The 12,010-nt window shown below is 68.4% G+C and carries 11 protein-coding genes; 7 read left to right on the forward strand and 4 right to left on the reverse strand.

The window, feature by feature from the left end:
- Positions 1-136: 136 nt before the first annotated feature.
- The 7 genes from J7357_RS11525 (at position 137) to J7357_RS11555 (ending at position 7,747) form a co-directional block, all read left to right on the forward strand.
- Positions 137-1,609: an amino acid permease gene (locus J7357_RS11525; RefSeq protein WP_209246584.1), complete on the forward strand. Its 1,473-nt coding sequence runs from the start codon at positions 137-139 to the stop codon at positions 1,607-1,609.
- Between the two features lie 85 nt (positions 1,610-1,694).
- Complete coding sequence (locus J7357_RS11530; RefSeq protein ID WP_209246586.1) at positions 1,695-3,128, forward strand: amino acid permease; 1,434 nt, start codon at positions 1,695-1,697, stop codon at positions 3,126-3,128.
- Positions 3,129-3,574: 446 nt separating this feature from the next.
- Entirely contained in the window at positions 3,575-4,216 is a 642-nt protein-coding gene (locus J7357_RS11535) for a methylthioribulose 1-phosphate dehydratase (protein WP_017912143.1), read from the forward strand.
- 95 nt (positions 4,217-4,311) lie between these two features.
- Positions 4,312-4,878 carry an acireductone dioxygenase gene (locus J7357_RS11540; protein ID WP_010340791.1) on the forward strand — a complete coding sequence of 189 codons (567 nt, stop codon included), beginning with the start codon at positions 4,312-4,314 and terminating at the stop codon, positions 4,876-4,878.
- A gap of 3 nt (positions 4,879-4,881) precedes the next feature.
- Entirely contained in the window at positions 4,882-5,580 is a 699-nt protein-coding gene (mtnC, locus tag J7357_RS11545; RefSeq protein WP_209246588.1) for an acireductone synthase, read from the forward strand.
- Positions 5,581-5,588: 8 nt separating this feature from the next.
- Complete coding sequence (locus J7357_RS11550; protein ID WP_209246590.1) at positions 5,589-6,647, forward strand: C13 family peptidase; 1,059 nt, start codon at positions 5,589-5,591, stop codon at positions 6,645-6,647.
- A gap of 554 nt (positions 6,648-7,201) precedes the next feature.
- Positions 7,202-7,747 carry a hypothetical protein gene (locus tag J7357_RS11555; protein ID WP_209246592.1) on the forward strand — a complete coding sequence of 182 codons (546 nt, stop codon included), beginning with the start codon at positions 7,202-7,204 and terminating at the stop codon, positions 7,745-7,747.
- Positions 7,748-7,856: 109 nt separating this feature from the next.
- Here J7357_RS11555 and J7357_RS11560 read toward each other — a convergent pair whose 3' ends face one another.
- The 4 genes from J7357_RS11560 to J7357_RS11575 form a co-directional block, all read right to left on the reverse strand.
- Positions 7,857-9,443 carry a calcineurin-like phosphoesterase family protein gene (locus J7357_RS11560; RefSeq protein ID WP_209246594.1) on the reverse strand — a complete coding sequence of 529 codons (1,587 nt, stop codon included), beginning with the start codon at positions 9,441-9,443 and terminating at the stop codon, positions 7,857-7,859.
- 267 nt (positions 9,444-9,710) lie between these two features.
- On the reverse strand, positions 9,711-10,559 hold the full coding sequence (locus J7357_RS11565) for a sulfotransferase (protein ID WP_209246596.1): 849 nt from the start codon (positions 10,557-10,559) through the stop codon (positions 9,711-9,713).
- Positions 10,553-11,257, reverse strand: a complete 705-nt coding sequence (locus tag J7357_RS11570) for an SDR family NAD(P)-dependent oxidoreductase (protein ID WP_019800376.1) — start codon at positions 11,255-11,257, stop codon at positions 10,553-10,555. Before J7357_RS11570 ends, J7357_RS11565 begins: the two co-directional genes overlap by 7 nt.
- Positions 11,254-12,009, reverse strand: a complete 756-nt coding sequence (locus J7357_RS11575; protein WP_209246598.1) for a hypothetical protein — start codon at positions 12,007-12,009, stop codon at positions 11,254-11,256. The genes J7357_RS11570 and J7357_RS11575 overlap by 4 nt, the downstream gene beginning before the upstream one ends.
- Position 12,010: the final 1 nt, after the last annotated feature.

Genomic DNA, 12,010 nt, shown 5'->3' on the forward strand with positions numbered 1-12,010 from the left:
CCGCCGACGGTGCAGCGCGGCTTGTGGCGGCCGGCCGGCTTTGGCATGGTACGACGCTTGCGTCGCCCGCTTCGGGCCCGGCGCTTCGCCATTGCCGGGGCCGCTCGCCCCGTACCGCCACCTGGGGATGCACCGAATGCTCAAGTCTCTGCTGAGGGTCAAGCCGATCGAACCGGCCGGTCACGTCGATGCCGGCGAACCGTTCGAAGGCAGTCTGGAGGGCGAAGCCACCCTCAAACGTACCCTCACCGCCAGACACCTGATCCTGCTCGGCATCGGCGCGGTGATCGGCGCCGGCATCTTCGTGCTCACCGGCCAGGCCGCGGCCAATCATGCCGGCCCGGCGGTGATGCTCTCGTTCGTGTTCGCCGGCCTGGCCTGCGCCTTCGCCGGCCTGTGCTACGCCGAGTTCGCGGCGATGCTGCCGGTCTCCGGCAGCGCCTACTCGTATTCCTACGCCACGCTCGGCGAAGGCGTGGCCTGGTTCATCGGCTGGTGCCTGGTGCTGGAATACCTGTTCGCCGGCTCCAGCGTCGCGGTCGGCTGGTCGGCCTACCTGATCAGCTTCGTCACCGGCACCCTCGGCCTGCCCTTCCCGGCGGAACTGGCCAGCGCGCCGCTGACCTGGACCGGCCACGCGTTCGTGGCCTCGGGCAACCTCGTCAACCTGCCGGCGGTGCTGATCGTGGCCGCGGTCAGCACGCTGTGCTACATCGGCGTCACCCAGTCGGCCTTCGTCAACGCCATCGTGGTGGCGATCAAGGTGCTGGTGATCTGCCTGTTCGTCGGCGTGGGCATCTTCTACATCAACCCGGACAACTGGCATCCGTTCATCCCCGAGAACACCGGCCCGGGCGAGTTCGGCTGGAGCGGCATCTTCCGCGCGGCCTCCATCGTGTTCTTCTCCTACATCGGCTTCGATGCGGTCTCCACCTCGGCCGGCGAGACCAAGGATCCGCAGAAGAACATGCCGATCGGCATCCTGGTGTCGCTGGCCATCTGCACCATCATCTACATCATCGTCTGCGCGGTGCTGACCGGCCTGCTGCCCTACACCCAACTGGGCACCGCCAAGCCGGTGGCCACCGCGCTGGAGCACTACCCGCAACTGGCCTGGCTGAAGACCTTCGTCGAGATCGGCGCCATCGCCGGCCTGTCCTCGGTGGTGCTGGTGATGCTGATGGCGCAACCGCGCATCTTCTACACCATGGCCCGCGACGGCCTGCTGCCGAAGCTGTTCGGCAAGGTCCACCGCCGCTTCCACACGCCCTACGTCGGCACGGTGGTGGTCGGCGTGCTGGCCGCGCTGCTGGCCGGGCTGATTCCGCTGGACGTGCTGGGCGAACTGGTGTCGATGGGCACCCTGCTGGCCTTCGCCACGGTCTGCGTCGGCGTGATGGTGCTGCGCTTCACCCGACCCGACCTGCCGCGTCCGTTCCGGGTGCCGCTGTTCTGGGCGGTGTGCCCGCTGGGCGCGCTGTTCTGCGTCGGCCTGTTCTTCCAGGCGTTCCAGGAGCACTGGAAGGTGTTCGTCGGCTGGACCCTGATCGGGCTGTGCATCTACTTCTTCTACGGCATCCGCAACAGCCGCCTGGCCGCCAAGGCCTGATCCGACCCCCCGAAGACCGGCGTCCGCGCCGGTCTTCGCGTTCGTCCCCTCTTCCTCGCGCGCCGCGCCCGGCTGGAACCGCTCCATGCTCAAACAACTCTTGGCCACCAAACACCCCCATGCCAGCCACGAGGACGCCGGCGGGCTGGGCCTGCAACGCGCGCTCGGTCCCTGGGGCCTGACCGCGCTGGGCATCGGCGCGGTGATCGGTGGCGGCATCTTCGTCATCACCGGGCAGGCCGCGGCCAACCATGCCGGGCCTGCGATCATGCTCTCGTTCGTGCTGGCGGCGGTGTGCTGCGCGTTCTGCGCGCTGGCCTACGCCGAGTTCGCGGCGATGGTGCCGGTCTCCGGCAGCGCCTACACCTACACCTACGCCACCTTCGGCGAACTGGCGGCCTGGTTCATCGGCTGGATGCTGGTGCTGGAATACGGCGTGTCGGCCTCGGCGGTGGCGGTGAGCTGGACCGGCTATTTCCTCAGCCTGCTCGACCATTTCAACATCCATCTACCGGCGTCCCTGGTCAACGCACCGCTGGACGGCAAGCTGCAGCCCACCGGCGCGATCGCCAACCTGCCCGCGGCCGGCATCGTGCTGCTGCTGACCTGGCTGTGCTACGTCGGCATCCGCAAGTCCTCGGCGATGAACATGGCGATGGTGGTGCTGAAGAGCGGCCTGATCGTGCTGGTGATCGCCGCCGGCTGGAAATACGTGGACCCGGCCAACTGGCACCCGTTCATCCCCGCCAACGAAGGCCCGGGCAAGTACGGCATGGACGGCGTGCTGCGTGGCGCGGCGATGGTGTTCTTCGCCTACATCGGCTTCGAGGCGGTGTCGGTGGCCGCGCAGGAATCGCACCGTCCGCAGCGCGATTTGCCGATCGGCATGATCCTGTCGCTGGTGATCTGCACCGTGCTGTACATCGCCATGGCCGCGGTGATGACCGGGCTGGTGCCGTTCACGCAACTGGGCACCGACGAGCCGGTGGTGACCGCGGTCGCCGCACATCCGCAGCTGGGCTGGCTGCGCGTGGTGGTGGAGGTCGGGGCGCTGATCGGCCTGTCGTCGGTGGTGCTGGTGATGATCATCGGCCAGCCGCGCATCTTCATGATCATCGCCCGCGACGGCCTGCTGCCGCCGGTGTTCACCAAGATCCACCCGACCTACCGCACCCCGCACGTCAACACGGTGATCACCGGCATCGGCATCGCGCTGCTGGCGGCGCTGTTCCCGCTGGACGTGCTGGGCGAACTGACCTCGATGGGCACCCTGATCGCCTTCGCCGCGGTCTGCGCCGGCGTGCTGATCCTGCGCCGCACCCAGCCGGATCTGCCGCGTCCGTTCCGCATCCCGTTCGCCTGGCCGATCTGCATCGCCGGCGTGCTCAGCTGCCTGGCGCTGCTGTCGGCGATGACTGCGCACAACTGGATGCTGATGGCCGGCTGGACGGTGATCGGCCTGGCGATCTACTTCGGCTACGGCTACCGCCACAGCCGCCTGCGCGGCAGCGAAGGCTGAGCCATAGAGCCCCTCTCCCTCCGGGAGAGGGGTTTGGGGTGAGGGTACGGCCCGCGAAGCGCTGCCCCCATCTGGCAACACGCGGCTTCGCCCGGACCCTCATCCGCCCCTGCGGGGCACCTTCTCCCGACGGGAGAAGGGACAAGCCAAAGCCCCTCTCCCATCGGGAGAGGGGTTGGGGTGAGGGTACGGAAGCGCAGTGCACGCGGTGTTTCGGCCGCACGAGGCTTCGCCCGGACCCTCATCCGCCCCTGCGGGGCACCTTCTCCCAAGGGGAGAAGGGAAAAGCCAAAGCCCCTCTCCCCCCGGGAGAGGGGTTGGGGTGAGGGTCCGACCGCTCGTGACCCGTCTGGAGACGGGTTGGAGTGAGGGTACGGCATGAGCAGATGCGGTTGGATCCAGCCACCTGTCATCCCAATCCAACCCCCAAGCCCTACACTACGCGCATGAACGCATTGCCCTACGATTCCGAGCGCCTGCGCACGCTGGCGCACCTGCTGATCGACAACATCCGCGAGCTCTCGCAGGCCGGCTGGACCCCTGCCACCAGCAGCAACTTCTCGCACCGTCTGGACGATCGCCATGCGGCGATCACCGTCTCCGGCCGCGACAAGGGCCGGCTGGTGGAGGACGACATCATGGTGGTGGACTTCGACGGCCAGGCCGTCGGCCGCCCGCTGCGCCCGTCCGCCGAGACCCTGCTGCACACCCAGTTGTACCGGCGCTTCCCCGAGGTCGGCTGCATCCTGCACACGCATTCGCCGGTGCAGACCATCGCCTCGCGCCTGTATGCGCCGCAAGGCCATATCCGCCTGGAAGGCTACGAGCTGCTGAAGGCGCTGCACGGCAACCAGACCCACGAGACCGCGGTGGACCTGCCGGTGTTCGCCAATACCCAGGACATGACCGTGCTGGCGGCGCAGGTCGACGCCCTGCTCGACCGCACGCCGCTGTGGGGCTACCTGATCGACGGCCACGGCCTGTACGCCTGGGGCCGCGACATGGCCGAGGCGCGCCGCCACCTGGAGGCCTTCGAGTTCCTGCTGCACTGCGAGCTGGAGCTGCGCAAGCTGCGCGCCGCCGGCTGATCCGCCGCGGCGCGACAGCGTTCCAGCGCCGCAACGGCCGCCGGCCGCGCACCTGCTACCCTTTTCGTTCCCCCCTTCCGCTTTCGCCCGCCGCCATGAGCCGACTCCGCATCTTCGCCGACACCACTCCCGACACGCCGCTGTTCGACAGCCGCGATGGCGACGCGATCGCCGCCGAACTGCGCAAGATCGGCGTCACCTTCGAGCGCTGGCAGGCCAACCAGCCGATCGAGGCCGGCGCGTCGCCGGAGGCGGTGATGGCCGCCTACAAGGCCGACATCGACCGCCTGGTCGCCGCCAACGGCTTCAAGACCGTGGACGTGGTCAGCATCGCCCCCGACAACCCGCAGCGCGAGGAGATGCGCAAGAAGTTCCTCGACGAGCACTTCCACAAGGAAGACGAGGTGCGTTTCTTCGTCGCCGGCTCCGGCCTGTTCACCCTGCACGTGGACGGCAAGGTCTACGAGATCGAGTGCGTACAGAACGACCTGATCGCCGTGCCCGACGGCACCCACCATTGGTTCGACATGGGCCCGGAGCCGCGCTTCGTCGCGATCCGCTTCTTCACCGAGCCGGACGGCTGGGTCGGCCACTTCACCGGCACCGACATCGCCCAGCGCTTCCCGCGCTACGAGGCGAAGCTGCGTGGCGAGGCGCACTGAGCGATGACCGATCCGCGCGTCGTGCTCACCGACATCGAAGGCACCACCAGCAGCATCTCCTTCGTCAAGGACGTGCTGTTCCCATACGCGCGCCGCGCCCTGCCCGGCTTCGTGCGCGAGCACGGCCAGCAGCCGCAGGTGCGGCAATGGCTGGATGCCGTCGCCAGCGAATGCGGCGGCATCTGCACCGATGCGGTGATCGTGGAGACCCTGCAGGGCTGGATCGACCAGGACCGCAAGCACACCGCACTCAAGGCGCTGCAGGGCATGATCTGGGAGGCCGGCTACCGCGATGCCGACTTCACCGCGCACATCTATCCCGATGCCGCGCCGGCGCTGCGCCGCTGGCATGCCGACGGCCGCGCGCTTTACGTGTACTCGTCCGGCTCGGTGCCGGCGCAGAAACTGTTCTTCGGCCATAGCGACGCCGGCGACCTGCGCGCGCTGTTCTCCGGCTGGTTCGATACCGAGATCGGCGGCAAGCGCGAGCAGCCCAGCTATGCGCGCATCGCCGAGGCGGTCGGGGTGGCGCCGGCGCAGATCGTGTTCCTGTCCGACGTGGTCGCCGAACTGGATGCGGCCCGCGCCGCCGGCCTGGACACGGTGCTGATCGACCGCCGCGACGATTACCCGCAACCGCGCCAGGGCGAGGCCTGCAACGGCCACCGCCGCGCGGAGAGCTTCGCCGACCTGGGCTTCTGAGAACACGCATGCGCCGGCCTGTCGCTGCCCTGGTGGCCGTCCTGGCGGCGTGGCAGCGCCCGCTCGCCTTGCTGCGACGCCGCTTGCTGCCGGCCGCGCTGCTGGCGCTGGCCCTGCCCGCCTGCCATTCCGATGCCGGCGCCATGCCCGCCGGCGCGGCCGACACCGCGCAGGACGAGGCGGCACAGGACGAGGCGGCACCGGATCCGGTCGACCAGGCGCAACTGCGCCAGGCGCTGGGATCGCTGCAGGCGCAGCGCCCAGGCATTCCCGACCTGTACGTGGTCGGCTTCGCCGGCGACGCCAGCGAGGACGTGTTCCGCAACGAAGTGCTGTACCTGCGGCAGATGTTCACGCAGCGCTTCGGCGCCGCTGGCCGCATCGCCACCCTGATCAACCACGGCGACAACCTGGGCGCGCACGCCTACGCGCCGCAGGCGTCCTACGACAACCTGGCCGATACGCTGGACCGCGTCGGCAAGCTGATGGATCCGCGCGAGGATGCGCTGCTGCTGTTCCTGACCAGCCACGGCACCGACCAGCACGAGCTGTACCTGCAGTTCGGCCCCGGCGAGGATGCCGAGTACGACACCATCACCCCGCAGGAACTGCGCCGCCTGCTCGACGACGCCGGCATCCGCAACCGCATCATCGTGATCTCGGCCTGCTACTCCGGCGGCTTCGTGCCGGCGCTGAAGACCGCCGACACCCTGGTGATCACCGCCGCACGCCGCGACCGGCCCTCGTTCGGCTGCGGCAACACCGCCAGCGCCACCTATTTCGGCCGTGCCTGGCTGATCGACGCACTGGCACGCACCACCGACATGGTCGAAAGCTACCGCCTGGCCAGCACCGAGATCAGCGCACGCGAACAGGCCGAAGGCGAAGCGCCGTCGTATCCGCAGCTGTACGTGGGTGCGCGCATCGGCACATGGCTGCAGCACTGGCGCGCACAGTTGCCGAATGCGGCGGCCCCGCCCTATCCGTATCCGGAACCCGATGCGGCAGATGCAACGGACGCGGCCGATGGCGAGCAGGCTGGCGAAGGGCGCAGCGCCGCGCGCTGACGCGCCGATGCCGATGCCGATGCCGATGCACGCGCAGGATCCGACCCCACCGGATGCGACGCCGCCCGCAGGGTGACGCAACCGGGCAGGACGTGGATCCAAGGCACGCGACGGTGCCCGCGCAGTTGCCGGCCGATCCTCGCCGCGATCACGCGGACCCGAACCCGCGCAACAGGCAGAAGATGAGAGTGATTCGCGTTCGATCACGCCGCACGGGCGATCGCTAGAATCGCCCCCGCAGCAAGCCCGCCCGCTTCTCGCCAGCCAGCTGCGCCCCGATCCGCCCGCCAGCCTCCGCTCGCCAGCCAGGATCACTTCGTGTCGTCGGCCTCCTTCGTGGAGGTTTTTTTGTTTCCGGGGTGTGGCGATTGGCAGGGCCTGCGCGGGCCGCGTGGCTGCGCACGATGCTCACACCCGGCTGCCCCGCCCTAGCGTCGCCCGCGCAGTTCACAAGCACGCGGCGCCGACGTTGTTGTCCATGTCCGGACCGAGCATGCGCGGCAGACGATCGCGCACTCTGCCGGTTCATTTCGCCAACGACGCGGAGCGTGCACATGAACTATTACTACATTCCTCAGAACGCCTGGGGCCTGGTGGATGCCGACGGCGCGCAGAACGTCGGCTTCTATTCCGCATTGGGCGGACCCTGCTCGCCGGTGGCGATCTGGTGCGAGGCCACTTCGCGCGCGGCCTACACACATTTCGACGGCAATCAACACGCGGTCAGTGCCGCGCTCGCGGACTGGCTCAGCGATGACAGCGCACACCACGAACTGAACGTCCTCGGCTTCCACGAGCCGCACCTGGACGCGATCAAGGCGCAGCTGGAAGCGGTGCTGGAGGGTGCACACGTCGCCACGCTGCCCGAGCAGGAGCAGTTCTGGGGATTCCGGATCGACGCGAATACACCGGTCTGGGTGGACGAACGGGAACTGCCCCCGGAAGACCTCGTCGAGATTCCGGACAGTTGGCACGGCTACTGGGACGGCGCGCCGGAGTGGGTCAACGGCGGCACATTCACCAATGCCATTGCCGACCAGCTCACCGGCTTCATCGCCAACTACAACGGCCGCTTCTACTTCGACTTCGACGCACAGTGAGCCGCGCCTGGCGCGCATGCGCGCAATCCGGATCGCCGGTCAAAACACCAGGCCGATGGATCGGCCGGGGTCACCGGCAGGCGACGCCAGCGCTCCAGGGAACGGCGATTCAGGGCGACGCGTCCTGCAACCGGTAGCTGGTGCTTGCCCGCTGCTCGCCGCGCCAGCGATCGAAGGCGCGGACCTCGATGCGGTGGGCGCCGACGCCCAGGTCGGTGGGCAGGACGCCGCGCCACAGGTGTTCCGACGGCGTGGCTTCCGGCGAACGGTCGTAACCACGCAACGCCTCGGCGGCATCGTCGCGCGCGTTCTCCGCGAGCAGGTCCGGATCCGGCTGCCGGACATGCCGCATCGGCTTCCAGGGGCCGCCATCGAGACGGTACTCCACGCGCGTGTCGTCCTCGCCCATGAACACGTTCGCGTACACCCCCCAGGCCGGGTAGGCACCGCGGCGCAGCACCTTGGGCGCATGCAACTGCAACTGCGGATCGCCGGCGGCGCGTGCGGCGTGATAGGCCAGCGCATAGTCGCCGCCGCGCTTCACTGTCAGCACGGCATAGCCATTGGGCGTGCCGTCGGACATCGTCGTCACCGGCATGCCGTCGGCGCCCTTGACGCCGGACCAATAGGCGCCACAAGCGGCGCCGACGTTGTACTCGTGCAGCGGGCTAGCGCCCTGCCAGCCGTCGGCGGCGGTGTAGTACATGTGCCGCTGGGTGTGGCTGTGCGCGGTGAGCACCAGCACGTGCGGGAAGTCCTTCAGCAGCGCGAACAGCCGCGCACGGTCGGCATGGCGGAAGGACTCCTTGCCGGGGACCGCGTCGAACAGGTGGATATGCATTCCCAGTACCAGCAGCCGATCCTTGGGAACGCTCGCCAGGTAGGTCTGCAGGAACGCGAACTGATCCTCGCGCAAGCCGCCGATGTAGTCGGGCTGGCGCTGCGGCTGATAGATCACGTCGTCGAGGAACACGAAGCTGGCGCCCCCATCCTCCACCGCGTAGGTGTCCGGGCCGTAGATCGCGCGCCAGCTGGCCAACGACCCCAGATCGTCGGTCGCGTCGAAATTCAGGTCGTGGTTGCCGGGCACGTGGAACCACGGCACGCCCAGCTTGACGGTTTCGGCGTTCAGCGCGGGAAACAGCGACAAGTCGTCGCTGACCAGGTCGCCCAGCGTGGTGCCCAGGCGTGCCTGGGTCTTGCCGACCAGCGGGGCGACGATCGCGCGGGCGTAGTAGCCGACGTCGGTCATCGAGGCGGTCTGGCTGTCGGCGAAGACCAGCACCTCGGTGCTGTCGGCCTTGGGCTGCGCGCGCAGGGCGAAATCCCAGTGCTCGGTGGCGCCGGTCGTCGGCGCGATCCCCGGGTACTTGAGCCTTGGCGAGCCGGCCGGCGCGTAGTGGCGCCAATAGGCAGGCAGACCGTTGCCTGCGCTGGCGAAGGTGTAACCATCGGGCTTGATCACGAAGACCGTGCGTCCCGGCTCCACTTGCAGGGAGTAGCGCCCCTGCGCATCGGTGCGCACGATGTGCACGCCGTCGGAGACCTGCACGCCGGCGACGCCGGGCTCGCCATCGCCACGGCCGGCATGGCCATCGCGCTCCTGGTAGACGCTGCCGCTGATCGTCGCCGGCTGCGCCAGCACAGGAAGCGCGGCGGTCAACAGGCAGGTGAGCACGACGGCACGCAGCAACATGGTCAATCCCGGGAGCAAGCGAAACCGCCATTGTAGCCATTGATCACGGAACGACAGTGACCGCGACCGGACGGTGCAGCGCACAGCCAGCGGGCCGGCGAAGCCCTGCACAGCCGCTCCAATGGTTGGGCGGACGCAGGCGATCAACGGCGCCGCAGCCCGGCGCTTGAGGTGGCTGGGCGCCCGCGGTCCGCTCAGGCGTCCACCCGAAGACATGCCCCCCTGCCCTCACCCGCCACGCGGGCGATCATGTTCGCAGCGACACCGTCAGGCAGCTCGCCACGCGTCAGGCCATGGCCTGTCCGCTGCCAGCGCGAAGCCGGCGTTGCGTTCCTGCGCGTGGTGGCGCAGACGCGTGCGCAGCGCAGCGGGGATCGCAACGTCCGCCTTGCCGGCGTGCAATCCGGAGGCAGCGGGATTGAGCTTCCGGCGGAGATGATCGGGCAGATCGCGCAGTTGCTTGGTTGCCATGCGACGCACCGCCTCGCGTGCCTGCCGGGCATCGAAGCTCACCGGCGCTTCCTGGTCGATGCCCAGCCAGCCGCAAAGATCGCGAAACCCCGCCTGCGGCGACGCGTACATGTCCTCGTAGGTCAGCACCCGCAACCGCTCCCTGGGAAAGAAGCTGCGCCAGCGCGACAGCGGCCGGGTGACGTCCAGCAAGTTGAGGTAGTGCAGCCCGAACGGGAAATACGTGTTCGCGAAACGTGCCTCGCTCGTGCGGAACACGGCCGCCTCTGGATCCGTGTCGGCTTCGTTGCCCGTGCGCAGATACAGCGCATACAGGCTGAGCAGCATGTCGGCCGGGCTTCGCAGCAGCAGCACGATCCGCGCTTCCGGATGCGCCCTGGCGATCCGTGCCGGCGCCTCCTGGCTGTAGAAGTACCAGACCGACGCTTCGGCGCGATAGCGCTGGTCGCCCGCAGCAGCGAACAGCCGCTGGTAGTCTGCGGGATCGGAGACGGTGTGCGGCTGTGCGGGCAGGTCCGCGGCGTAGAAGTGCGGCTCCTTCAGCACGGTCGCGTAGACGTCCGGATGCTGCTTGAGCGCGGCGAACAACGAGGTGGTCCCGCACCTCGGCGCGCCGATCACGAACAGGTTGGGCGGCTTCACCACGGGAAAACCGCCTTGTCCTTGTAGAACTTGCCGGTCTCGCCGCCGCCATCGGCCAGCCACAGGATGGTCTCGGCCCCCTGCTCCGGCGAGCGTGGCGCGGCGATGCCGCCGAGCTTGGTCCTGACCCAGCCCGGCGTCATGCAATTGACGCGGATGCCGCGGTCGGCGAGCTCCATGGCCAGCGCCTGGGTCAGCACATTCAATGCCGACTTCGAGCTGCGGTACGCCAGGTTGTTGCCTTCGATCTTGGTCGAACTGCCGTGCCCGCTGGAGACATTGATGATCTGCGCCTGCGGCCGCAACTGCATCAGGGGCAGAACCAACTGGATCAGCCGCCACGGGCCGAAGAAGTTGACGTCGAACGTCGCCCGCGCCTGCGCCTCGGCTTCCGTACTGGGCGTATCGCGCACGCCGACGGAGACGCCGGCATTGTTCACAAGCAAATCGACATGTCCGTGGGCTTGTGCGATGACGTCGACGGCCGCGGCCATCGACGCTTCGGAACAGACGTCCAGCTGGATCGGCGTCACCCCGCTCAGTTGGCGGCGCGCGACCACCGCCATGCCGTCGGCCAGATTCCGGCAGCCCATGTACACCTGCATGCCACGCTCGGCGAGGCCTTCGCACGTCGCCAGCCCGATCCCGCGATTGCCGCCGCTGATGAGGGCGACGCGATCGCCGCTGCGCGTCTGCGTCATTGCACACCTGCCCGGTATTCCGGAAAGCGATTGAACAGGAAGGCCTCCTTGCGCGCGACGAAATCGCGCAAGCGATCGTCGAAGTAATCGCGTGCGTGCGGGCGCGCCCGCGCTTCGTGGGCCTGATCCGGCATGATCCGGTCGTGCTGTCGGACGCGCCTGGACAGCGCCGCATCCGCACCCAGCCGTTCGAGGTAATCGGCGAGGTCGTCGTTGAGCGTCTCGGTGCGCAGGAACTCGACCGGATACTCATGCGCCTGCAGATGGCCCCGGTCCAGGTCCTGGTCGACGATGCCGGCGAACACGCGCTTCGGGTCCCGGCAGAAGAAGCGGATGAACTGCTCGGTATGCCATCCGATCGCACGTTCGGCCGGCAGCTTCGGCGTGTCGTAGCCGCTGGCCATGCCGCGATGCACATTGACGAAGAACCGATTGGCGATCGCGACGAACTCCCCGAAACCGACCTGGGGATACGCCGGGAACTCCTGCTGGATCCGCGCAGGATCGCAGTATTCCTGCGGATGCGTCTTCCACCAGCCATAGTGGTACTGCGAGACGTAGCGATCGAACGGCGAGCGCATGACCGAGAGGATCGGCTTGCCCCGGTCCGCGTCCGGGATCTCGTCGCAGGTACCGTGCTTGCGCCCGGTCTCGACGGCCCGCGGGCCGTATGCACGTCGCAGCATCTCGGTGATGAACGTTCCGCCCGTCTTGGGCATATGGATGAAAACGAAATCCGGCGTGATCAGCATC

Origin of the sequence: Xanthomonas sp. D-109 (assembly GCF_017746095.1) — a bacterium.
Lineage (GTDB): Bacteria > Pseudomonadota > Gammaproteobacteria > Xanthomonadales > Xanthomonadaceae > Xanthomonas_A > Xanthomonas_A sacchari.

Bases quoted from the DNA above. Each gene is read 5' to 3' on its own strand.
- J7357_RS11525 (WP_209246584.1), top strand. From the start codon at position 137: ATGCTCAAGTCTCTGCTGAGGGTCAAGCCGATCGAACCGGCCGGTCAC.
- J7357_RS11530 (WP_209246586.1), top strand. From the start codon at position 1,695: ATGCTCAAACAACTCTTGGCCACCAAACACCCCCATGCCAGCCACGAG.
- J7357_RS11535 (WP_017912143.1), top strand. From the start codon at position 3,575: ATGAACGCATTGCCCTACGATTCCGAGCGCCTGCGCACGCTGGCGCAC.
- J7357_RS11540 (WP_010340791.1), top strand. From the start codon at position 4,312: ATGAGCCGACTCCGCATCTTCGCCGACACCACTCCCGACACGCCGCTG.
- mtnC (WP_209246588.1), top strand. From the start codon at position 4,882: ATGACCGATCCGCGCGTCGTGCTCACCGACATCGAAGGCACCACCAGC.
- J7357_RS11550 (WP_209246590.1), top strand. From the start codon at position 5,589: ATGCGCCGGCCTGTCGCTGCCCTGGTGGCCGTCCTGGCGGCGTGGCAG.
- J7357_RS11555 (WP_209246592.1), top strand. From the start codon at position 7,202: ATGAACTATTACTACATTCCTCAGAACGCCTGGGGCCTGGTGGATGCC.
- J7357_RS11560 (WP_209246594.1), bottom strand. From the start codon at position 9,443: ATGTTGCTGCGTGCCGTCGTGCTCACCTGCCTGTTGACCGCCGCGCTT.
- J7357_RS11570 (WP_019800376.1), bottom strand. From the start codon at position 11,257: ATGACGCAGACGCGCAGCGGCGATCGCGTCGCCCTCATCAGCGGCGGC.
- J7357_RS11575 (WP_209246598.1), bottom strand. From the start codon at position 12,009: ATGCTGATCACGCCGGATTTCGTTTTCATCCATATGCCCAAGACGGGC.